Consider the following 25976-nt stretch of genomic DNA (forward strand, 5'->3'; position numbering starts at 1 on the left):
ATAGACCTTTGTGTACAACATTTAAAAGGAATGAAAATGATAAAACATAGTTTACTTTTCCTATTTTTTTTAGGAGCAATGAGTTGTACAACTGTACAGAAAACACAGGAGTCAAAGGAAAAGCAACCGAATATAGTTTTACTATTTGTAGACGATTACGGTTGGTCTGATTTAGAACATAGAAACGAGACGTTCAAAACGCCCAATATTAGTCAGCTAAAAACAGAAAGTATGGAATTTACAAGAGCGTATATTCCAACTCCAACATGTAGCCCAAGTAGAGCATCAATGTTGACAGGTAAAGAGGCGGCGAGAATACAAATGCCTCGTCATATTCCTCATGAGCATGCGGACGGTTCAAATTCAAAAGAATTTAATAAGTGGGAAACAGATCCTGTAAGAAGAGGTTCAAGAAATTGGCTTCCTTTGGAAGAAGTAACCTATGCGGAAAGAATCAAAGACTTTGGTTACTACAGTGCTTTTATTGGTAAATGGCACTTAGGTCATGAGCCTTATCACCCGATTCACCAAGGGTTCGATGAGCAAATTGGTGTAAGTAATTTCGGTCACCCGAAAAGCTATTATCCAAAGTTCTTTAAAGACAATAACGCCTATACAGAATTTGATGATCAAGAAGGAGTTTATCTAACAGATGTGATGACGGACACGACAATTCACTTCTTAGAGAACTACGATAAAGACCAGCCTTTCATGCTTTCGGTTTGGTATTATACAGTACACGGACCTCATATTGGTAAGAAAGAATTGGTACAAAAATACTTGGACCAAGGGATGACAAAAAGATATGCTGAGTACCATGCAATGGTAGAATGTATGGATATTTCAGTAGGTAAGATTATGGCTACGTTGAAGCGTTTGAATATGGATGATAACACGATGGTCATCTTAACTTCGGATCAAGGTGGTTATTTTGAGAATTTACCGTTATCTGGTGGAAAAAGACAGAATACTTTGGGTGAAGGTGGTGCAAGAGTACCAATGTTTATCAAGTACCCGAATAAAGTAGAAGCTGGATCGGAATGTCACACGCCAATTCAAACCATTGATATCTTCCCTACAGTAATGGAGGTAGCATCAGGTAAAAAATACACAGACGATAATATCCAAGGTAAGAGTATCCTACCATTGCTTCAAGGTAAAGAAATGGAGGAAAGAAACTTGTACTTCATGCGTTCTTACGAAGACCAATATGCTGCGATTATGAACGGCGATTGGAAGTTGAAGAAATATCACTCTGGAAAATTCGAACTATTTAATGTAGTAGAAGATATCTCTGAAAAGAATGATTTGATTAACACAGAAGCGGAAGCAGCACGTGTAGATAAAATGAAGAAAGAGTTGCTTGAGTGGGAAGAAGAAGTATATGCAGGGTGGAAAGAAGTAACTGATAATAACTCTTTCTTATATCTGCTACCAAAGAACAAGAAGAAAGAAAAAAAGAAGCTAGAAGCTAGCAAATAAACATACTTTTCGATAAAGATTGTAAAGAGGTTGTCTCATATTTTTTGAGTCAGCCTCTTTTTTTATACCCACCAAAACTTCGTAAGAAGAGGTAGAGGAATTCGTATTGTGTCTGTTTTGGGTTCAATACATAAAAATACACACTTCAAAAAAGCGGATATTATGTAGCTAACAGACTAGTTCCTTGAAGTTTGTCTTTGTGGAGACACAATTTATACACACAGGATCACTTAAAATCAATCATCAAGACATCTTTGTAATGTCATTCAAAATGGAATTCAAATGAAGTACTTACTTATTATTGGGATACTTTTTTCATCCCTATCACTTTTTGCTCAGCAAAGAATTAACTTCAATGAGCATTGGAAATTTAAATTAGACGATCAAACTGGCGCAGATAAAACCAACTATAATGATAAAGATTGGAGAAATTTAAACCTGCCTCACGATTGGAGTATCGAAGGAGAATACAACGAAAATCATCCGATGGGTGATAAGTGTGGTTACCTTCCTGCTGGTATTGGTTGGTATAGAAAAACGATTCAAGTACCAAAAGAATGGAAAGGTCAGTCGGTACACATCACTTTTGATGGTGTATTTATGAATTCCACTGTTTGGGCGAATGGAAGAAAATTAGGTAATCGTCCTTATGGATGGATTACTTTTGAATATGATATCTCTAAAGAGGTAGACGAAAATGATGAAATCACTTTTGCTGTTCGAGTGGATAACGATTTACAGCCGTCAGCAAGATGGTATACAGGGTCGGGTATTTATGCGAACACATGGATTGATGTAAAATCCAAACTTCATGTACCAATGTCGGGTATCTTTATCAAAACGGAACAAGATGAAGTGACGATCACAACAGAGATTCAAAACGATTTTGCTAAAACGCAAAAAGGAAATCTAGTGACTTCTATTGTCGATGCCAATGGTAAAGAAGTAGCGGTAGCTGATTCTAAATTTGTGATTGATGGGAACGGACATCAAGAAATAACACAAAAGGTAAAAATAACGAATCCACATTTGTGGTCTATCAATTCCCCTTACTTATACAAAGCAATAACTAAAATATCATCCAAAAAAACGAAAGAAAATTACTCGACGAACTTTGGTGTTCGCGATGTAGAATGGAAACCTGGTGAAGGACTATTTATCAACGGAGTAGAAACAAAAATGCAAGGGGTGTGTAATCACCAAGATGCAGGTGCTTTGGGTGCAGCAGTTCCTGATAAAATTTTAAGATTCAGAATTCAGCAATTGAAGGATATGGGTGTGAATGCAATTCGTACTTCTCACAACCCTCAGACACCTCAATTCTACGATATGTGTGATGAGATGGGAATGCTGGTAATGGACGAAATTTTTGATGGATGGCACAAAAAAGCACCCAACGATTATGGTGCTCACTTCTTCGAGGAGTGGTGGAACAGAGATCTTACAGATTGGATCAAAAGAGATCGTAATCACCCATCAATCATTATTTACTCAGTAGGTAATGAGACAAAAGGGGAGGAAGCAGCCAAAGCGTTGGTAGAAAGATGTCATGAATTGGACAATACAAGACCTGTTACTTCTGGTCACTCTGGTTCGGATCATATGGATATTTTTGGTGTGAATGGCCATAGTGAACGTAAAGGTTTCTTCGACCATTTATCGAATGACAGAGTATTTGTAGGTACAGAAAACACACATACTTGGCAAGTGAGAGGTTATTACAGAACAAAAACATGGTATAGAGATGGTTATCCATGTGTTCGTCACCAACCGTATGAGTACCCTGATTTAACAGATGAAGAAGTATTTACGTACGATTGGACGACTTCTGCGAACAAAAGTAGCTACAAACAAATCTTTAATTCGAGTTACGATAACGCAATGGTTCGTCTAACATCTAGACAAAACATTGAGCAATTAAGAGACATTCCAAATTATGCAGGTTCGTTTAGATGGACGGGTCACGATTACATTGGTGAAGCAGGTTTTGTTCACGGAGGATGGCCTTTCAAAGCATTTATGGGTGGAGCAATCGATATGGCGAACTTCGAAAAGGATTTATTCTACTTGTATCAGTCGCAATGGACAAACAAACCAATGATCCACATTTTACCACATTGGACACATCCTACATTAGAGAAAGGAATTGAAATTCCAGTATGGGTATATTCAAATTGTGATGAAGTAGAGTTGTTCTTAAACGGTGCATCATTAGGTAAACAAAAGCCAGGAAAATCGTGGGATAAGATGCAATGTGAGTGGTTAGTAGGTTACCAAGAAGGTGAACTGAAAGCTGTTGGTTATAAAGATGGAAAAGCGATTTTGAATGAAGTGATTAGAACTGCTGATGCTCCTGCCAAAATCAAATTATCTGTGGATGGAGAAGGTATAGCCAACACTTTGGAAGACATTGTTCAAGTTCGTATCGCATCCACTGATAAAAAAGGAGAGTTCTATCCTTATGGAGAAAATAGAAGCTTCTTTAATGTAGTCGGTGCTGGTAGAATTAAAGCTTTAGATAACGGTAGCCCAATTGATGTAGAAAAGCATTATGAGGCAACAGATAGAATTGCGTTTTACGGATTAACTAGAGCATATGTGGAGTCGACAGATGCAGATGGCGATATCAATTTGTATGTGGGATCGATTTTAGGCGAAAAACGATTGATCACCTCAAACCAAGTGAACATCGATGTGGAGCAAATTACGCTGAGAGGAAAAGCATCCAATGGAAAAATCAGTATCTATTATACTACTGATGGATCGACGCCAACGACATCATCTAAAGAATACAAACAAGCCTTTGATATTGAATTAGGAACGACGGTAAAAGCATTGGTATTACTGGACAATAAAGAACTTTTGAGAATGCAAGAAGAGTTTGCAGCTGATGCTGGTTTCGAATGGAAAACAGTGATGGCAGCAGCTAATCCTGGCGGTGACCAAGCTGAAGATGCTTCATTTGATGGAGTAACAATTTCTAACGAAGGTGCCAATTTTAACGGCAAAGGTTTTATCGATTACGGTAGAAACGAAGGTGGTTATGTGGAGTTCTATCAAGAAAACGACGGTAGCGAAGGAGAGTACACTTTAAAACTAAGATACTCTGCAGCAAAGAGAGATATTAAAGAGCATACGTTAACGTTAGACGTGAATGGAGAGAAACAGGTCATTGCTTTACCATCATGCGATAACTACCGTAAAGAGTGGAGAGAATTTGAGGTGAAAGTACAATTGGGTATGGGAGCCAACACTATTCGTTTAACCGCTCTAAATGTTAATGGTTTCTGTTTAGACGAAATGAAGGCCATTTAACTCTAAGAATTCAAACTTTTAAAATATTTAATGCTGATATTTGGACGAACGTTGAGGGTCCATACACTTTCAACTTCGTCCCATCCTCAGCGATTTGGGATTTATAATTAATTAATGAGATGAAAAATTATTTTATTCTTTTCTGTTTCCTTTTGGGATTTCAATCATTCGCCCAAAAAGAAAGTGATTTTTACACTGACAAAATCAAAGACGCTAAGAAAAAAGTGGATTTGGTAAAAGACTATAAGGTCAACAATAAAGACGATCAAGACGATAGCGAGAAACTTCAGAAAGCGATTGACGATTTAACTGCTTCAAGTAAAGGTGGTGTGATCAACATTCCTGCAGGTAAATATTATTTCAAAAATGTAGTTCTTAAATCGAATGTTCATATTATCATCGATTCGAAAGCGACAATTTATGCTACTTACCCTGGTAATAACAAGAACTTTGTGATCATGTCGTTTGGCGATGAAAAGCACAGAGCAACCAACGTAAGTGTAAGATCGAACAAAGACATGTACACTGTTGATTTGAGTGTTTCTCAGAACAAAAACGTAAGAATGTTCCAATTGGCGAACTCTGAAAACTTCCTGATTGAAGGCATGAACATCTTAGATGACAATACTAAATTCAATGGAATTACTTTGGGTTATGTCAAGTACAAAGGAGAATATGTGATGCCAGAAAATGGTGTCATCAAAAACTGTCGTATCGAGAAAGCACACTACGGTTATGGTTTAATTCAATCACAAGCAGCTAAAAATGTATACTACGAAAACATTTGGGGCGATGGGGGTGTAACACTTCGTTTAGAAACAGGTTTGAAGAAAATGAACGACCTTCAAGTAGGAGGTAACTTCAATATTGTAGCGAAAAATATCTATTGCCAAAACGGTAATGCAGCTTTAATGGTATCTCCTCACTCTATCCAAAACGGACATGTGGAAGCAGAAAATGTAGAAGCAGTCAACTGTGGTTTTGCAGTAAGAGTAGGTAAAGGTTATGTGTCTAAAAAACAAAAAGTAGACAACCTTAAGCCAGGTACATATGCAGGTACTTCTAAAATCACGAACGTGAAAAGTACTTACGGTACGACAGCGCAAGTGAAGTCTAAGCACTTTAGATATATGCCTTGTGAAGATCGTAAATTAATCGACGGTAAGAATCCTGACGGCGAAAGCTACAAAGCACCATCATGTGCAACAGTAGTAAACACTGCTGAAGGAAAAGGCGGTGCTGCAAAAGGGTATTGGAACATCGAAATCACGAATGTGAAATCAATCGGCTACCCTCACCAAAAGAACGATATTATGTATGAGAAAGATGCAGTGAAAGACTGTAACGAAGGGAAATAAGCCTTTATTTATAAAGCATAGAATACGAATCAGGTTAGTTTATTTTAGTTTTTTCAAACTTAAAATGGACTAACCTGATTTTTTTATGCCTATCAACTCTCTATTTCAATTTTTAATCTATTCATCTGAGTTCGGTGAAAAATATTTTTCATCGAAATCAAGTGAATTATTATTGAATAAAATGTGTCTTTATTCTTTTGAGTCTAAAGGGTTTTATATCAGTCGATTATCTTGGTAAGAACACATAATATACACAGAGGATCATTTTTCAAAGATGGCAAACAGATATTTGTATTGTCATCTAACATGAAATGAAATGAAGCATTTACTATTAATTTTTTTGGGGATATTTTTACTGCCGTCCCTTTCATTACAAGCTCAAGAGAGAATAAATTTTAATGAGCATTGGAAATTTAAATTAGGCGAACAAACAGGAGCCGACAAAAAAGACTACAATGATGAGGATTGGAGGAATTTAACTTTACCTCATGATTGGAGTATTGAAGGGGATTATGATGAAAACCACCCGATGGGTGATAAATGTGGTTATTTACCTGCCGGTATTGGATGGTACAGAAAAACAATTCAAGTGCCTGAAGAGTGGAAAGGTAAATCAGTAAATATCACTTTTGACGGAGTGTTTATGAACTCTACGGTTTGGGCTAATGGAAAAAAATTAGGAAATAGACCTTTTGGTTGGATCACTTTCCAATATGATATCTCTAAAGAAGTAGATACAAACAACGAAATTACTTTTGCCGTTCGTGTAGATAACGATGCTCAACCTTCTGCAAGGTGGTACACAGGTTCAGGTATTTATGCAAACACATGGATTGATGTAAAGTCAAAACTTCATGTGCCCATGTCGGGTATTTTTGTAAGAACAAAAAAGGACGAAGTAACTATTACTACTGAGATTCAAAACGATTTTGATAAAACGCAAAAAGGTGAATTGATTACATCTATTGTTGATGCCAACGGTAAAGAAGTGGCAGTAGCCAAATCAAAATTAACTATCGGTGCAGGAAAACATCAAGAAATAACACAAAAATTAAAGATCGCTAATCCTCACTTATGGTCAACTGTTTCTCCATACTTATATAAGGCAATCACTAAAATTTCTTCGAAAAAAATCGATGAAGAATATATAACAAATTTTGGTGTTCGTGATGTAGAATGGAAGCCCGGTGAGGGGTTATTTATTAACGGAGTAGAAACTAAAATGCGAGGGATTTGTAATCACCAAGAAGCAGGTGCTTTAGGGGCTGCAGTTCCTGATAAAATTCTAAGATTTAGAATCCAACAATTGAAAGATATGGGAGTGAATGCTATCCGCACTGCTCATAACCCTCAAACACCCCAATTCTATGCAATGTGTGATGAGATGGGAATGATTGTAATGGACGAAATTTTTGACGGTTGGCACAAAAAAGCGGCAAACGATTACGGAGCTCATTTCTTTAAAGAATGGTGGGATCGTGATTTAACAGATTGGATCAAAAGAGATAGAAATCATCCATCAATAATTATCTATTCAGTAGGTAACGAAACAAAAGGAGAAGAAGAAGCAAAAGCGTTGGTAGAAAGATGTCATGAACTAGACAATACACGCCCAGTTACTTCGGGTCACTCTGGTTCTGATCATATGGATGTATTTGGTGTAAATGGTCATAGTGAACGCAAAGGTTTCTTTGATCATTTATCGAACGATAGAGTGTTTGTGGGTACAGAAAATACACACACTTGGCAAGTAAGAGGTTTCTATAGAACAAAAACATGGTATAGAGATGGTTATCCATGCGTTCGTCATCAACCTTACGAATATCCTGATTTAACAGAAGAAGAAGTATTTACCTATGATTGGACAAAATCTGCTAACAAAAAAAGTTACAAACAAATATTTACTTCAAGTTATGATAACGCAATAGTACGTCTTAATTCAAGGCAAAATATTGAGCAATTAAGAGATATTCCTAATTATGCAGGTTCTTTTAGATGGACCGGTCATGATTACCTTGGAGAAGCAGGTTTTGTACATGGTGGTTGGCCTTTCAAAGCATCTATAGTTGGAGCTATTGATTTAGCTAATTTCGAGAAAGATTTGTTCTACTTATACCAATCTCAATGGACTTCTAAACCAATGATTCACATTTTACCTCACTGGACACACCCTACTTTAGAGAAAGGAACAGAAATTCCAGTTTGGGTCTATTCTAATTGTGATGAAGTGGAATTGTTTTTAAATGGTCAATCTTTAGGAAAACAAAACCCTGGAACATCATGGGATAAAATGCAATGTGAATGGCTAGTAGGTTTCCAAGAAGGCGAACTCAAGGCAATTGGTTATAAAGACGGAAAAGCAATTGTTAATCAGATAATAAGATCAGCGGATGCTCCTTCTCAATTGAAATTAACAGTTGATGGTGAAGGGATGAAGAACCAAAAAGAAGACATTGTTCAAGTACGTATAGCTTCGGAAGATGCCAAAGGTGAATTTTATCCTTATGGCGAGAATAGAAGTTTTTACCACGTTGAAGGCTCAGGTAGAGTAAAAGCATTGGATAACGGAAGTCCGGTTGATGTGGAAAAACATTTTGAAGCCAAAGATAGAATTGCCTTTTATGGTCTGACTAGAGCATATATTGAAAGTACAGATGCTGATGGAGCTATTGATTTATATGTGGGAGCAATCTTGGGAGAGAAAAGGTTAATCACTTCAAAACAAGTACATATCGATGTTGAAAAAATCTCACTAAGAGGTAAATCTTCTAAAGGAAAGATCGACATTTATTATACCATTGACGGTTCAAGACCAACTACAGCATCTTCAAAATATACAGTACCATTCTCAATTGAATTGGGAACAACAGTTAAAGCAATTGTTGTGTTAGAAAACAAAGAAATCATGATAATGCATGAAAAATTTGCTAAAGATGAAGGTTTTGAATGGAAAACAGTAATGACAGCAGCAAACCCTGGAGGTGATCAAGCAGAAGACGCCACTTTTGATGGTGTAACTATCTCTACCGAAGGAGAAAACTTTAACGGTAAAGGCTTTATTGATTATGGAAAAAACGAAGGTGGATATGTAGAGTTCTATCAAGAGAACGATGGTAGTGAAGGAGAATATACCTTAAGACTAAGATACTCTGCAGCTAAGAGAGATATTCAAGAGCATACGTTAACGTTAGACGTGAACGGTATGAAACAGGTCATTGCTTTACCATCGTGTGATAACTACCGTAAAGAGTGGAAAGAATTTGAGGTGAAAGTAAAATTAGGTATTGGTGCCAATACGATTCGTTTAACCGCTTTAAAAGTAAATGGCTTCTGTCTAGACGAAATGAAGGCGATTTAATCAAAACAAAAAGAAAATAACCCTTAATGCAGGTACATACAAAGGTACTTCACTTAAATATAAAACCCCACAGCTTGAATAAGTTGTGGGGTTTTTCTTTATTGAGATGTTATTTGTATGTAGTATTAGAATTTCTTTGAATTTTTGGCGTTGTTCATTAGATTGGTAGATTATTATCAAACTTATTGATATGCATTAAGCTGTATATCAGAATAGCAACTATAAAATGAACTTACAAGAATTCACTCCTGCACAAACTCACATGATACTTTATCCGAGGAAATCAAAAAATACGGATTTATTAAAATTCGCTTTATTTGATTTACTATTTATAGATATATTAATGATAGAGGAGGAGTGGAAATATCCTCACCCAAGAAGCCAAAGAGAAAGCTTATATATCTACATTTCTAGAGGTAAAAAGTATAATCAATATATCAAGAGACCTCATCAGGATATTTTTCTGAGACCTTTTGAAGAAAAAAATAGGAGAATACAATTAAGGAAATTAATAAAAGAAGTATTGCCATCATGTGGAAATGGTCAAGGCTATAAAGCAATACAACTGAATAATGAATTTAAGGAATTCGGAATTTTTCATCAGCTATTGAGTTTAAAAGATTTCAGCTTGTTCTTCTTAAACTCAAAAGGTAAAAAGTTAAGAAGTCAATTTAAGACTAAATTAGATAGTTATAATAGAAGATTACTATCAAGAGATTTCTCAAAAAATGAATTATTAGAAATTCTAAAAGAGATAGGGTCTAATATTTTTTTACTTGATAATTTTAATTCTGATTTGATAGAAAAAATGGATGTCAATTTCTCTAATTTACATATTACATCACCTATGAAAGAAGTGTCAGAATATAATTTTGCTTTTGAAACAGCCTTCGATATGATGTCGATATCTCTATTGATGGACATGGATATATCAGATACAATTTCAAGTTCTTTTGAATCAGGTATGTATTTAGAATCAAGTAATTATGATTCTACTTCTTTTGATGGTTTTGGTGGTGACTCATTTGATGCTGGTGGGGATTATTAATTTGATGTATTCGATTATTACATTAGAAATATTATACCTTTTCGAATGTGAAGTTTTACCTTTAAGAACAAATTGTTCGCAGAACTGAATTTTCTCTTTATAATTAATATGAAGCTAATCATTACAACAATTGCATCCCTCATTTATTTGCTAACATCCACAGCACCTGGTCAAGAAACACAAACAAACGACCATATAAAACACTACAAAAAGGGAAATATTAATTGTGTGATTTTCCCAAGCAATTACATATATGAGTATTATACCTTTTTAAATACCACCAATCAAAGGTTTACACCAACAATTGATGAGGTTAAAAAGGCAGAAGCTTACTTGGAGGAAAAGTTTTATCTTGAATATTTGCTTAAATACAGACGTCAATATTTTGGATACATCGATAAACAGGGTAATAAGATATTGTATATAAATTGTTTTTGGTCTGAAAATAGTTTTCATCATAAAGAATGGAAAGAAACTATAGTAGTAGTTGATGATGGAGGAGATCATTATTGGCAAATTAAATTTAATCTGAAAACAGGTGGTTTTTTTGATTTGTCAGTTAATGGGGAAGGGTAAAACATTAAATAACACAACTCTAAATATCTATTCAAAACAAAACATGAACAAGCCGTCAACATACATTTTCTATATCTTATTTAGCATTTTATTATCGAGTTGTGATTATGGGGAAAATCTATACATCAGAAATTATGAAAGCGATACTTTAAATGTACAATTAAATTACTCGTTTAGAATGGAACATATAAATTTCATTGTAAGTGATGAATTGTTGAGTTTAAAGGAGATAAAAGACCACTCACTTTACGCTCAAAAATTACAGTATGAATATGATGGTTTGGATCGAAAATTAAAGTTTAAACTGTTACCAAAATCTACTACCCTAATCCCTATTAGTACAATTGGATATTTTGAGAATATAGTATTAGAACCAAATGATACATTATGGCTTAGACATAGTAATAATATTCCAATTGAATTAATCTCCAAAAAAGGGATGAGAAACTTAGTTTTTGATATCAAAATGGTTGTTTTGAGAGATTATATAAACAATACTAAAAATTGACTAAATTCTTTTCATGAATATTTTCAAAAACAATCTTCGCAAACATTACTTTCTTGAGTTATTCAAAATAACTGATCAAACATCAGCTTCTCAGTTTGATACTCAAGATTTAGTTCTTCAGTCAGTAGAATTAATGGAAAAACTGACAAAGGAAAAAGCGAATCATTTTAGTTTAAATTATTCAAATAGTGGGTCGAAAACCGTTAGAGGATTTAAATCTCAATATCAAAAATCTAAAGAAGTTATCCATTGTTATGTGGATTTCAATTCTAATAAAACAAAAACTTATTTCACAGTTAGCAATCCATTACTGAACTATGTAAATGACTCAAAAAGGCCAGAAAAATCGTTGATTGATATTTCCTTTCAAATAAATCAAAGTTTAATTACGAAAGAAGAAATCGAAAATCTTGCTGAAGAATTGATACAAAGTTTTTCATTTGATTATGGCTATATTCATGAATTCCCAACCAAAAAATATCATGGTGAGAAAAAAATGAAAAAAGGACTTTTTTCTACCTCAATTGATGTTGATAAGATTGACCTTCTTTGGAAGAATCATGAACTAGAAATCATGAATGGATATATTAAAAAGCTTTATTTTATTAATTATCTAAACCAAAGTCAAAAAACAAATAAAGCAATAAAAGAGCTCATTCAATCAAATGGAGTTTGCGCTCAAGTTTCGAATACAATATTCAAATGGGAAGTAGAACCGAAAGAACATCAGGTACTCGTGAAAAAAGAGGAGTTGTTGGATACATGTATTGTTTCTAAAGAGTCTCGTTTTTTGAGTTTTGATACTAAACAGATTTAAAAAATTATACTTATGTTATTAATTATCACAATATTTTTAATTTTCATTACCTTAATAATATTTTTGTTTTGGTGTCATTTTATTCTGGTATCAATTCATAATAAATTGTATTTCCAAAGTATACTTTTATCAAGTATACCGATAGTAATTATTGCCTCAATTTTATGGAAGTTTGAGTTGATAAGCTTTTCGAGAGAATATTATTTATCTCAAAAAATTAAATATTACCTCAATATAGATTCTACAGTAAGTGAGGAGTATTCCAATAATTTTCTTTTTTCTAGTAATGGAGAAACATTTTCTTTTGAAAAATATAAAATAGAATCATTTAATGAAGTGAAAATTAATAATGATTTTTTTAGATATTTCCCATCAATGGATTATGCAAATCATAAATGGAAAGAATGTCCAGTATCAATAGAAGAAAGGGATTTAATCAATTCGTTTATCAGTTTAGTTGAGAATAAATCCATTGAGAATGAAATTACAAGTTTAATAAGTTCTGAAGATAATTATTATTCATATATGTATGACAAAGATAATTACTATTACAAATTTTACCTATACAATAGGGAGAGAGGGTATCTTTACTTAATAGAACTTGGCATTGACTAATTTTATATTCTTGTGAAATAATGAATAAAAAAGAGGGGCTACCCCCTCTTCGTAAATTCTTACATCACCTCCCCACAAAATGCTTCTGCAAATGCGGTTCCTAATCTTTTTTGACCTTCAGTGGTATAATGCACATTGTCATTTCGTTTTGGATAATCGCTCCAAGATTCGTCCATAGAAGTTGGAATCATATATAATCCTTTTGACTTATCTGCTGATGCCGACATTTGTTGTCGAACAATCTCCACACCATCAAGATAATTTCCTCTTGGCGGACAATTGACTTGTCCGAAGAAGAACGGCATATCTTTCACTTTAAAATCGGTTCTATAGGCATTGACTAATTTTAGTAGGTTTTCACCGTAAGTTGTAGCAGAAACCTCTAAACGTGTATCTTTTTCGCCTTGCATCCAAAGCATACCAATAATCTTTGCCTTAGGGTGCGCCGCTAAAGTGGTTGTGATCGCTTTTGTATGCTGCTCATATAGTTTCACTTTCTGACGTTTTTCATCACGTTCTGATAGCTTTGCAGTCTCCTCTGTCCAATTCGGATTCCAAGCCCCTAAAAGAGATGTTCCTCCTAAAGATTCTTTGACGAACACGAATTTTTTATCTGGAAATCGTTCATGTAAAGTGACGCCAAAAAACAATTCTGGTCCGTAATTACTTTGTCTTTTTGAGGCTGATTGATAGGATAAAGGCACCTCAGGTCGTCCATTAAAAACGATAGTAATCATTTCAGCCGCTTTGTCTACTCTTTGTTTGTCAGCCTCGCTGAGTTCATCAAATTGTCCCCTTCCAGCCATGTTGGATTGACCTCCTAAAAGCACAATATATGTTTCTTGTGCACTAAGAGTAAGTGATGCAAAAAGAAAGAGAACGAATGTAATTAGTTTTTTCATTTAAGATGAATTGAGATTATTAGAAATATTAGTGAGGAAGATGAACGATCCAAGTGATGGGTTTCAACCCATCACCAAAACCGTCGCAGAATCACCCTAATTGTATAACCCTTTGTGATACAAAAGTAGGATTCATCCACCTTCCTCAACGAGGGGTTTCACCCCTCGAATATGTAAGGGTAGAAACAAAGTCTTCAAATGATCATGAACCTTAGGATGTAAACACCACCTAAGAATTCTTCTTCCCCTCAGAGAACAACGGGAAAGTCTCGTTATCCACTCTAGCGTTTTTCATGATCTCTTCAATTTCTTTCACCACTTCAGGATGTTGAGGACTTACATCTTCCATCTCTTCAGGATCGTTCTCCAAGTTATACAGCTCTAATTTTGCATTTCCTTTCGTGATGTTGTATTTCACCCCTTTCCACTCTTTCAAACGAACAGCTTGTCGACCACCTCTAACAGGAAGTTCCCAATACATATAAGGGTGTTCTTCTTTTTGTTCTTGACCAAGAAGGGAAGGTAAAAACGAGATACCATCCGTAGGAGCACTTACTTCCATACCCACAATGTCGGCTAAGGTTGGCAATACATCCCAAAAAGCAGAAATATGGTCTGATGAAATACCGGCTTCAATTTGATTAGGCCATTTCACAATGAAAGGAGTTCTTACCCCACCTTCATATAAATCTCTTTTTACACCTCTTAGGTTACCACCACTATTAAAGAAAGCAGGATCGGCACCACCTTCTTGATGTGGGCCATTATCAGATGCGAACATGATGATTGTATTGTCTGCAATACCCAATTCTTCTACTTTATCTACAATCTGACCTACATAGATATCCAAAGTATAAATCATAGAAGCAAATGCTGCATGTGGTGTTTCTTGTGGACAATACATCTCTTTTTTGATGTTCGGACCGTAATCAGAAGTATAGCGCTTCGATTCGTCGTGAGGCGTTTCAGGGTATCTACCTTTAAACTTCTCGATCACTGAATCTGCAGGAGCAATTAGCTCTGCATGAGGTAAAGTATAAGGAACATAGACAAAGAAAGGTTTGTCCTTATTATCTTCTATAAAATCCAATGTTTTTTCCTGAATCACATCAGGAGCATAGGTCACTTTATTGGTCCAATCGTTACCTGGTAAAAAGTCCTTTTTATCGTTCTCCCATAAATACTCAGGAAAATATCTGTGTGCTACACGCTGACAATTGTATCCGTAAAATTCATCAAATCCTTGGTTAATCGCATCGCCTTCACTGCCGATAAAACCTAATCCCCATTTACCAAAAGCACCTGTTTTATAACCAGCATCTTTCATTAGCTCGGCAATTGTATAAGCCGATGCCGGAAGAGGAGTTTGTCCTTCCTGACCTTTCAATTCTTTATTACCACGGATAGGTGTGTGACCAGTATGCTGCCCTGTCATTAAAGTTGATCTTGACGGCGCACACACGGCAGACCCACAATAGTGTTGGGTAAATTTGATTCCACCTTCTGCTAATGCATCAATATTAGGTGTGGTAAATTTTTGTTGACCATAACTACTTAAATCTCCATAACCCAAATCGTCAGCAAGAATATAAATAATATTAGGTTTCTTTTTCGCACTGCTATCACTTTTGCTTTTGTTGGATGAAGCACATCCACCAAGCATTACTATCGCGATCGCAAACATATAAGTTTTAAAACACTTCATTTTCTATTATTTGATTTCGAAACATGTTGTTTTTGCCGTCTACAAGAAGGCAACACTAATTAAATTGATTGAAAATAAAGTTCTGTCGTTGTTGGTTTTCTTCTTGTGCTTAACCGTTCACTACTTTTTTCTACCACCAAAAAAAGGACATAAAGCAGGACAAATCTTCAAAATAAGGGGGAAATATTCACTATTAAAAATAGGGTGTTACTTTTTGATAATGATGGAATTACAGGGGTTTAAAAAAAACAAGTGTATCTGTGTTTACTGCTTATAAACAGGTGATTATACGCTCAGGCACACTTTAATAATGCTTAAATACAGATTTAATATGGCTTTTAATCAAATTGCAATCAGTAATTTTTTAAACAAAACCATCAGTATGATAATCGAAATGATTACGAGAATGAAATTGAACTCACAACATAGCATCTTTTTCCTTTTATCATTGATTTTTGGGTTGACTTCTTGTCAGTCATCCAAGTCGACAGCACAGTTAAAAGAGGCCGACGATAGACCCAATATTATTCTATTTGTCTCCGACGATCACGGTAAAGATGCCTTAGGTTGCTATGGAAATCCCGTGATAAAAACACCCAACTTAGATCAGTTGGCCGAAGATGGAACCATCTTTAATAACGCCTTTTGTACTAGTGCTAGTTGTGCTGCAAGTAGATCGGTCATCTTAACAGGTAAGTTCGGTCACGCTACGGGTTCATACGGACATACTCACGATTATCATCACTTTAGTACGTATGAAACGGAAACTTCCCTTCCTATTATTTTAGAAGAAAACGGATATTATACGGCTAGAATAGGAAAATATCATTTGGCACCAGAGAAAGTATTTCACTTTCAGGAAGTGATTCCAGGTAACCAAAGAAATACAGTAGAAATGGCCAATAACGTCAAAAAAGTATTTGATAAAAAAGAGCCATTCTTCCTATATTTCTGTACTGGAGATCCTCATAGAGGAGAGTCGACGGGCCCTAATTGGGACGATCCCAATAGCTTTGGTAATAGCAAAACAGGTTACCAAGGTGTAGAAGAAATTACCTATACACCAGAAGAAGTATTGGTGCCGAGTTTCTTGCCAGATACAAAAGAATCGAGAGAAGAATTAGCCCAATACTATCAAAGTGTTTCTAGAATTGATACGGGTTTTGGTAAAATGATGGAACACCTTAAAACCTCAGGTAAGTTAGACAATACAATTGTTATCTATATATCTGATAACGGTATTGCATTTCCTGGCGCTAAGACAACTTTGTACGAGCCAGGCATGAACCTTCCGTGTATCATCAAGAACCCATTATTGAAGGAACAAGATAAAGTGAAAAACGAATTTATCTCTTGGGTAGATTTAACGCCAACAATTTTAGATTGGGCAGGGGTCAACTATCCTAAAGATCAATTCCACGGGAAGTCTTTCGATGGCGTTTTAAGTGGTGATGATGTTGCTGTAAGAGATGAGATTTATGCTTCCCACACTTTCCACGAAATCACGATGTACTATCCAATGAGAGTGGTACGTCATCAAAATTATAAACTGATTTTCAATATTGCTTCTGGGTTGGAATATCCTTTTGCATCTGATCTTTGGGTATCTTCTACTTGGCAACAAGTGTATCGTTCGAACGGTAAATATTTTGGTAAAAGAACTGTAGAAGACTACTTGCATCATGCAGAATTTGAGTTGTACGATTTGGAAAAAGATCCAGACGAAATTCATAATTTGGTAGATAGCAAAGCACATCAGGAAGTATTGGAAACGATGAAAAAGAAAATGAAACAGTTCCAACAAGACACCCAAGATCCTTGGAAAGTATTCTGGGATAAGGACTACAGTCTTCAAGGAACTGGACTAAATCTTTAATGTAACTTTGTGTGACTAAATAACTGAAGAGGATGTCGATAACTTAAAGTGAGTTTAACACCTTGCATTAATAGACATCCTTTTAGGTTCACACAGAAAATCGCTTTTGCCTAAACTTTAACCTCATTATCTTTTTTTAGTATTCTGAATTGTCATTAAAATATTAAAAAAGGTACTTTTGAGGTACACTAGACTACATTTTTAAATATTGAGCGTATTAAATTTTAACTATCGAAATGAAAGAAATGAAACTGTATTTTAATTTAGTAGTACTCACATTATTAAGCTTTACATCGTTTGCTCAACCGGCTTTAAATAATACTTTATACAAATCGTACTCTATGCCAGAGGGATTGTCTCACTATGGAGTTACCTCTGTGATCGAAGATCATAATGGGTTACTTTGGGTGGGAACTTTTGATGGTTTAAATACATTTGATGGCTTCGAGTTTAAAACATTCAGAGATGAAAATGGACTGAACAGTAATCGTGTTCGTTCCCTTTTTCAGGACGATGAGGATAACATTTGGGTGGGTACCGACCATGGTATCAGTCTATATGATTATACCACTCAGAAATTTATCAACCTTCATATGAATTTAACGCCTAGAGGTGTGAAAGCAGGTCCTGTGGTACGACAGTTTCAAAACTATGGAGATAAGATTTTATGTACTACAGAAAGGTCAGGCCTTTTGATTTTTGATAAAAAGACAAAAAAACTAGAGCAAACAATCGATTTGCTAAGGAACGAATTATCCTACAAAACCATCATATTACCAGATGATAAACTTTTAATCGCTTCTACAAATGCTGTCATTGTTTATAATCTAAGAAATCAATCCATAGAAAAAGTGAACGGAGCGGATAAGGACCGTTACATGGACATTGCCAAATACGACGACCGAACATATATAGCGATTGGTAGTAAAGGAGTGAATGTGATTAAAAAGAACAAGAATAATCAGTATATCTCACAAGCTAAACTTCTGCGAGAAAATAAGTACCATTATATAGATATTGATAAAGATCAAAATATTTGGTTGGCCCATAAAGAAATAGGGTTAGACAAATATTCCCTCAAGCGACTTTTGAAAGAAAAAGAGCCACTAACTACTTTAAATACCTATCGAGTAAATACCATGTTTATCGATGTGGAAGGAAATAAATGGGTAGGCTCACTTCGTAAGGGCTTGTATCAAATACCATTTTACCAAAATGTTTTTGAGCAAAACAGATTACGTATTGGCGATGGATCACCTAAGTGGTCAAACCACGTATTACATATCCAGAAATACGACTCAACAAATATTATCATCAATGTTCACTTTAGAGGAATTATCAATTTCAATACAGCAAAAAATATTATAGAGCCATTGCCTGAGCAATTTCAATATCTAAAAGGACAGTCGAATGCTTCGATTTATATTGATAGAGAAGGTGGTCAGTTTGTAAAGAAATTCTCAAAACAGGGTATTCATTACTATATGCCTAAAGGTGGAAAAAAATGGCGTTTAATTAGAGCAGAAGATAATCAGTCGTTTGCCAATACGAAGATCAAAGATTTATTATTGGATAAACATGGGTATCATTGGTTTGCCACTTCAGATGGGCTCTATCGTTTAAAATTATCGCATAATGGTAAAGTATTACAATCCGAATTTATTAATGAACTGCCAAGGTTAACATCAAAGAAAATTGATGAACTAAGATATATTTATGAAGATCCTAAATATAACTTTATATGGATCGGAACGAAATACGATGGTCTCATCCGTATTAACAATCAACCGGACAAGCCGTTGGCAAAAATGAAGAAAGCACAGTTTATTCACGATGAAAGTAATAAATATTCGGTGTCGAGTAACTTCGTTTCTTGTATCCAAAGATTAGAGAATGGAGAACTGTGGATTGGTACTGAAGGTGGAGGTATTTGCTTGGTAGAAAATTCACAATTGGCCTCTACTTTTAAAAGGTTTGATATTTCTAATGGTCTAGATAACAATGTCGTTAAAACCATACAAGGTGATAAAAATGGCAAGCTATGGATTACCACTAACAAAGGTCTAAACGCATTTGATCTGAAAAGCAGAAGTTTCAGAAACTTCACGGTAAATGATGGTGTGAGAATCTCTCCATTCGAGCCTTCGTCTGTTGTGATGGACGATGGTAAATTGGTGTTTGCGGGAGGTAATGGCTTATTGTATTTCTACCCTGAAGCGGTGGTCGATAGTGTACCCATGCCTAATTTTATGTTTGGCGATTTTAAGGTGTTTAATCAGAAAATTGCACCATTAGATACGTTAGACGAGAAAGTGATTCTAACAAAATCATTAGATAAGACGAAGAAAATTGAACTGGATTATGATGAAAACGTCTTCTCTTTAGAACTGATTTCACTGCATTACACCAAGAGTAAAGGTCATTTAATAAAATACAGAATGTTACCTCAGGAAACAGAGTGGGTAACAGTGCCTTCAGAATTGAAGTTTGCGAATTATAATGGTTTACCTCCGGGAGATTATACCTTTCAAGTAGCCGTATCGAACTCTAAAAAAGAGTGGTCTGCAGTCAGAGAAATAGAAATAGTGATTCATCCACCGATTTGGAGAACGGTTTGGGCGTATCTACTTTATGTCGTAATCTTGATTGTTGTGGTTGTCGTTATTATGCGATTTATGCTAAGAATGAACAACCTAAAACACGATTTAGAATTACAACATATTGAAAAGGAAAGGGTAGAAGAATTAGACAAGACGAGAACAAGATTGTTCATGAACATTGCCCATGAGTTTAGAACACCATTGACTCTAATTTCTGGTCCGTTGCAGATTCTGATCAATATGTTCGAATCGAACAACGATGCCAATAAGCATTTAACGTTAATCGAAAGACAATCGAAGAAGATGTTCCAATTGGTCAATCAGGTACAAGATTTCCAAAAGGCAGAACAAAGTTTATTAAAACTGAAGATGACTTCTTTCGATTTCACCGAGTTAATGAATGAGATCAAGAAGGGATTTGATCAGTTGGCAGAACATACCAACAAAAAACTAACGGTGGTTGGAGAGGCACATCAGTTATTTATAATGGCCGATCGACAAAAGTTGGAAATTGTATTGAACAATTTATTGAACAATGCCTTTAAGTTTACAAAAGAAGGAGACGAAATCACTTTAACGTATGGAGTGAAAGACGAGAAACTTTTCTTTGCGGTATCTGACAACGGGTTTGGTATCTCAGAAAAAGATCTTCCTCATATTTTTGAACGCTATTACCAATCAGAAGATACAAATACTTCTACAGTGGGTTCTGGTATTGGTTTGGCTTTCTCGAAAAGGATTGTCGAATTACACTACGGTGAAATCAATGCAGAAAGTGAGAAAAATGTAGGAACGACTTTCAATGTGTTACTACCTGTGGAAGTGAACCTAAAGGATACATTCAACGAAAACCGTCTTCAAGAGGTACTTCAGAAAGAAACCGACGAGGAGAAACAAAGAATTCTTCCTAAGGGAATTGAATTGCCAGAAAGTTTAATCGATGAATCTCTAAAAGAGTTGAACATCTACTATGTGGAGGACAACAGAGATCTTAGAGAATTTGTAAGTACTTCACTATCCGATTACTTCAACATCACTTCTTTCGAACACGGTAAGCAATGTATGGAAGCGGTAGAATCGGAGTGGCCAGATTTAATTATCAGTGATATTCTAATGCCAGAGATGAACGGTTTGGAATTATGTAAAATGATAAAGACGGATATTCGAACGAGTCATATTCCAGTAGTGTTACTTACCTCACGTTCTTCGGTGGATGATCAGGTACTTGGTTTGGAAAGTGGGGCAGATGCCTACATCAGCAAGCCATTTGATATGAAACACTTAATTGCCACAACGCAAATGCTCCTCAAAAATAGAAAGCAATTGAGGGAGCGTTTCAGTATCGATTTCCCTGTCGATGTAGAAAAGAAAAACAACAATAAGAGCGATAGAGTCTTCATGGAAAAACTCTACGGCTTGATGGAGAAATACTTGGACGATGAGGAATTGGATATCAACATTTTCATCAAAGAGTTGCATCTAAATCGTACGCATTTTTATCAAAAAGTAAAGTCGATTACCAACCATACACCTTACGAATTATTGAAGTTGTATCGCTTGAAAAAAGCCGCAGAATTCTTGGTAAAAGAGAAGCTGACCGTATCAGAAGTATACATGCGAACCGGCTTTAAGAGTAGAACGCACTTCAGTAGAATGTTTAAGGAACATTACGGAATTACGCCGGGTAAATATGGAAAAGAGGTAGCTACGGAAGAGGAAGTAGTTTAATTTATAACTAAAAGTTTTTGATAGAACGAAGGGAAAAATAAATCACACTTTATTTTCCCTTTTTTTGTCTGTTTTTATCAAAAAACGTCCATTACAGTACCAATAGCCCTATAATTACACTAAAGTTGTATGCTGCGACACACTACATGTACTTCAGAATACTCATAAAAAAGTAGAAAATATCAACTTTGTATTGTTCAAGAATTATTACTGAAAACACTAGAAGGGTGTGTGACTATTTTTTTAAGTAATTCCAATAAATATATAAAGATGAAGAAATTAATTATTGTATGTTCTCTACTCATTCCGCTGATCATATCTGCTGTAGCAGTGAGTAAGGATGATACCATTAAAATAAAACATACGAAGGAGATTGCCGATGATGCAACCCCTTATGTATTGAACCAACTATTAGAGAATAAAGCAGCTAAAGAAATTGTTTTTGAGAAAGGAGTATACCACTTCTATCCAGATAAAGGACTAAACCAATTTGTCTATTTGTCGAACCACAGAGATGTGTTTGTAAGAACAGCATTTCCAATTATCAATTATGATGGGTTCACGATTGATGGACAAGGATCAACATTTATTTTTCATGGTACAATGCTTCCTTTCCATGTCATGGAATCTCAAAATGTGGAAATTAAAAATGTTACAGTCGATTGGGCCATGGCTTTCCATAGTGAAGGTGAAGTAGTAAAGCACGATGAAAAGAACCATACGTTCGATGTGAAATTCTTTGATGAATACCCGTATGAATTGAGAAATGGGGAAATCAATTTCATTAAAGAATACTATGAGCACGATTTAGGTCAGACGATCATTTACGATAAAGAAAGAAAAGCCATTTCGTATAACTGTATCGCTTCTACGCCAATTTCAACAGTTCAAAAAACGAAAGTGAGACACAATACCGATAAGGTGAAGTACAAATACAAGGTCGATAAAGCTGATTTGACTTTAAGAAAGAACGGTATTGAAAACAGAATCAGCATGGAGGAAGTGGAACCAGGTGTGGTGAGATTCTTCAATCATAAAAAGGAATTACCTCCAATTGGATCGATTTTAACGACTAAAGGTCAGCAAGGATTAAACCGTGTAGCACCGGCAGTAAGCGTAAAAGCATCGAAAGATTTTAAGATGGATAATGTGGTCATTCACCATGCAGGTGGTATGGGTGTAATTGTGGAGAACTCTGAGAATCTAACATTAAATAAATTGAAGATTACTCCTTCGGGTGATCGTGTGGTGTCTACGACAGCAGATGCTACTCACTTTGTAGGCTGTAGAGGTAAGATTGAAATTACAAACTGTTATTTAGAAAATCAGTTAGACGATGCTATAAACATTCACGGGGCGTATCAAGAAGTTGTAGAGCAATTATCTGATAACCAATTGGGCATTCGTATGGGACATCATCAACAAGAAGGTTACCATATTGGTCGTACTGGTGATAAGATTGGTTTAGTGAGATTGGATGACTCATTTACTCCGTACAAAGAGGTGACTTTAGAAAACATAAAAGTGATTAATCAACGCTACCAGATTTTGACTTTCAAAGAGAAATTACCAAAAGGAATCGTAGCAGGCGATTATATAGAAAACTTAACGGCTTACCCAGAGGTATTGATCGAGAAAAATACATTTAGAGGAAACAGAGCAAGAGGTGTACTTCTATCGACGCCAAAGAAAACAGTGGTAAGAGAAAATTATTTCCACACCCAGATGGAAGCGATCCTTGTACCTGTAGAATCATCGAAATGGTATGAGTCGGGAAGTCAAGCCAATTTATATATCGAAGGAAATACATTCGAAGACTGTAATCATGGTGGTGCAGATAGAGGTTGTATTCGTCTTCATACAGATGAAAATAACGAAAATATTGCCTTTAAAAATATCAACATTAAAGGGAATACATTTAAGATGTTCGACAATACAGTATTGGAAGTATCGAATACAGATGGTTTAGTTTTCGAAGGGAATACCATTTTACCGACGAATACTTTTCCAAGGTTACACAAAGATTCTCCGGCCTTCATTTTAAAATCATCCAAGAATATTACCTTCAAAAACAACGATTTTAAGGGTAAAGCGCCGAAATTGATGGAAACAGACAAAAAAATGTCAAAAGTGACATTTCAGTAAAGATAACCTAGCTAATATGGGGGGGCTGCATTCGTGCGGTCTCCCTATTTTTAACTGACACAACTTTTTTTAATTATGAAATCAAATAAGTTAGTACTTTTAATTGCAGCCTTTATCGGATTAATGGGTTGTAATTCGTCGAAACAAGAAAGCTCGTCGGAAGTGGCGAAAAAGCCAAATATCCTCTTAATATATTTAGACGATTTAGGATACGGTGATATGGGTGCATATGGTGCCGCTACTAATTTGAAAACACCAAACATGGACTTCCTTGCCAACAATGGAGTACAGTTTTCGAATGGTTATGCGACATCTGCAACTTGTACACCAAGTAGATTTGGTTTAATTACAGGTACGTACCCATGGAGAAATGAAAAAGCAAGAATTCTTCCTGGTTCTGCTCCTCTAATTATTAGTCCAGAGGCCATGACACTTCCAAAAATGCTTCAGAAAGAAGGATACGCTACAGGTGTAGTAGGTAAGTGGCACCTTGGTTTAGGTGATGGTAACATGGATTGGAACAAGACGATTAATTTAGGTCCTAATCAAGTGGGTTTTGACGAAAGCTACATTATGGCAGCGACGCAAGACCGTGTTCCTACCGTATTTATTGATAACGGTAACGTAGTTGGTTTAGATCCAAACGATCCTATTCAAGTAAGTTATAAAGAGAACTTCGAAGGTGAGCCAACGGCGATCACAAATCCAGAATTGGTAAAAATGAAATGGCACCACGGTCATAATAACTCAGTGGTGAACGGTATTCCAAGAATTGGTTTTATGAAAGGTGGCGAGTCTGCAAAATGGGACGATTACGAAATGGCAGATCACTTCTTAGTGAAAGCTAAGGACTATATCAAAAAGCATAAAGACGAACCATTCTTCTTGTACTATGCAATGCAACAACCTCACGTTCCAAGAACGCCACACCCTAGATTCGAAGGTAAGTCGGGTATGGGTCCAAGAGGTGATGCAATTATCGAAGCCGATTGGTGTATTGGTGAGATTATGAAAACATTAGAAGAGCAAGGTGTATTAGACAACACTTTAGTGATCTTCTCATCTGATAACGGTCCTGTATTGAACGACGGTTATTATGACGATGCTGTAGAGAAATTAGGTGATCATAAGCCTGCAGGTGTGCTTCGTGGTGGTAAATACAGTTTATTCGAAGCGGGTGCCCGTGTACCATTCTTAACGTACTGGAAAGGTAAAATTACACCAATGAAATCAGACGCCATCGTTTGTCAGATGGATTTGCTTACTTCTATTGCTTCTTTGATTGGTAGCGATATCAAAACAGACGATAGTGAGAACGTAATGGATGCCTTATTGGGTGAATCAAAAGAAGGTCGTATTGACTTAGTATTGGAAGCAACATCAAGAACTGCTTACAGAAGAGGTGATTGGTTATTGATTCCATCTTACAAAGGGCCAGCTGAGTTAAAGAAAGTAGCTATTGAGATTGGTAACGATCCAGAAATTCAGTTATACAACTTGAAAGAAGATCCTTCACAGCAAAACAACTTAGCGAAAGATCATAAGGATAAAGTAGCTGAAATGATGGAAGCGTTCACTAAGATTAGAGGTGATCATTCTAAAGGAACTAAAAATTATAAGTTAAGATAAACTCATCCCAATAGGGAATTTAGTTTACTTTTTAAAGCTGCCTTACATCTTGTATTTATAAGATGAAAGGCAGCTTTTTATATATGTAAGCGTACTATTTTGAGCTTTTATCAAAATATGAATTGACAATTTGATACAATTAATTAATAAAAACAGACACCCATTCCATCTGAAATTTTGTTATTGAAATTCAGTACTTATTCTATGTAATTTTTTTTGTTAAGTTTCTTTAGCTGATGATTTGTTTGTTTAGAAGAAATAGAACTTAATTTTGTTCATCATAAATTTTGTGCATTCATCAAAAGCGTAATACT

Annotated in this window: 15 protein-coding genes; 13 read left to right on the forward strand and 2 right to left on the reverse strand. The window is 35.5% G+C overall.

The features are described 5' to 3' along the window. Positions 1-36 precede the first annotated feature (36 nt). From MY04_RS21335 to MY04_RS21375, 9 genes are all read left to right on the forward strand, one after another. Positions 37-1482: a sulfatase gene (locus MY04_RS21335; RefSeq protein ID WP_236941122.1), complete on the forward strand. Its 1446-nt coding sequence runs from the start codon at positions 37-39 to the stop codon at positions 1480-1482. A gap of 282 nt (positions 1483-1764) precedes the next feature. Continuing rightward, positions 1765-4797, forward strand: coding sequence for a glycoside hydrolase family 2 TIM barrel-domain containing protein (locus MY04_RS21340; protein ID WP_066214084.1), 3033 nt, complete (start codon positions 1765-1767; stop codon positions 4795-4797). Between the two features lie 119 nt (positions 4798-4916). After that, positions 4917-6155 (forward strand): glycosyl hydrolase family 28-related protein, encoded by a 1239-nt coding sequence (locus MY04_RS21345; RefSeq protein WP_084006045.1) that lies wholly within the window; start codon positions 4917-4919, stop codon positions 6153-6155. 316 nt (positions 6156-6471) lie between these two features. Further along, complete coding sequence (locus tag MY04_RS21350; protein ID WP_066214090.1) at positions 6472-9513, forward strand: glycoside hydrolase family 2 TIM barrel-domain containing protein; 3042 nt, start codon at positions 6472-6474, stop codon at positions 9511-9513. Positions 9514-9739: 226 nt separating this feature from the next. Continuing rightward, positions 9740-10561 (forward strand): hypothetical protein, encoded by an 822-nt coding sequence (locus tag MY04_RS21355; protein ID WP_066214093.1) that lies wholly within the window; start codon positions 9740-9742, stop codon positions 10559-10561. A 108-nt stretch (positions 10562-10669) separates the two neighbouring features. Next, the gene (locus tag MY04_RS21360) at positions 10670-11137 is read left to right on the forward strand and encodes a hypothetical protein (RefSeq protein ID WP_158297823.1); all 468 of its coding nucleotides are present in this window, start codon (positions 10670-10672) and stop codon (positions 11135-11137) included. 43 nt (positions 11138-11180) lie between these two features. Then, positions 11181-11645, forward strand: coding sequence for a hypothetical protein (locus MY04_RS21365; protein WP_158297824.1), 465 nt, complete (start codon positions 11181-11183; stop codon positions 11643-11645). A gap of 13 nt (positions 11646-11658) precedes the next feature. Beyond that, positions 11659-12462: a hypothetical protein gene (locus MY04_RS21370; protein WP_066214102.1), complete on the forward strand. Its 804-nt coding sequence runs from the start codon at positions 11659-11661 to the stop codon at positions 12460-12462. A 105-nt stretch (positions 12463-12567) separates the two neighbouring features. Next, positions 12568-13077 (forward strand): hypothetical protein, encoded by a 510-nt coding sequence (locus tag MY04_RS21375; protein WP_066214105.1) that lies wholly within the window; start codon positions 12568-12570, stop codon positions 13075-13077. A 59-nt stretch (positions 13078-13136) separates the two neighbouring features. Here MY04_RS21375 and MY04_RS21380 read toward each other — a convergent pair whose 3' ends face one another. Beyond that, on the reverse strand, positions 13137-13979 hold the full coding sequence (locus tag MY04_RS21380) for a sialate O-acetylesterase (RefSeq protein ID WP_066214108.1): 843 nt from the start codon (positions 13977-13979) through the stop codon (positions 13137-13139). A gap of 229 nt (positions 13980-14208) precedes the next feature. Next, complete coding sequence (locus MY04_RS21385; RefSeq protein ID WP_066214111.1) at positions 14209-15684, reverse strand: arylsulfatase; 1476 nt, start codon at positions 15682-15684, stop codon at positions 14209-14211. A 406-nt stretch (positions 15685-16090) separates the two neighbouring features. Between MY04_RS21385 and MY04_RS21390 the strand changes: the two genes are divergently transcribed. From MY04_RS21390 to MY04_RS21405, 4 genes are all read left to right on the forward strand, one after another. After that, positions 16091-17560, forward strand: coding sequence for a sulfatase family protein (locus MY04_RS21390; RefSeq protein ID WP_066216676.1), 1470 nt, complete (start codon positions 16091-16093; stop codon positions 17558-17560). A 245-nt stretch (positions 17561-17805) separates the two neighbouring features. Further along, positions 17806-21888: a hybrid sensor histidine kinase/response regulator transcription factor gene (locus tag MY04_RS21395; RefSeq protein ID WP_158297826.1), complete on the forward strand. Its 4083-nt coding sequence runs from the start codon at positions 17806-17808 to the stop codon at positions 21886-21888. A gap of 270 nt (positions 21889-22158) precedes the next feature. Beyond that, a complete protein-coding gene (locus MY04_RS21400) occupies positions 22159-24033 on the forward strand; it encodes an alpha-1,3-galactosidase-related protein (RefSeq protein WP_158297827.1) in 1875 nt (624 codons plus the stop codon). A gap of 75 nt (positions 24034-24108) precedes the next feature. Continuing rightward, on the forward strand, positions 24109-25662 hold the full coding sequence (locus MY04_RS21405) for a sulfatase family protein (protein ID WP_066214117.1): 1554 nt from the start codon (positions 24109-24111) through the stop codon (positions 25660-25662). The last annotated feature ends 314 nt before the right edge of the window (positions 25663-25976 follow it).

The sequence above is a fragment of the Flammeovirga sp. MY04 genome, assembly GCF_001682195.2.
Lineage (GTDB): Bacteria > Bacteroidota > Bacteroidia > Cytophagales > Flammeovirgaceae > Flammeovirga > Flammeovirga yaeyamensis.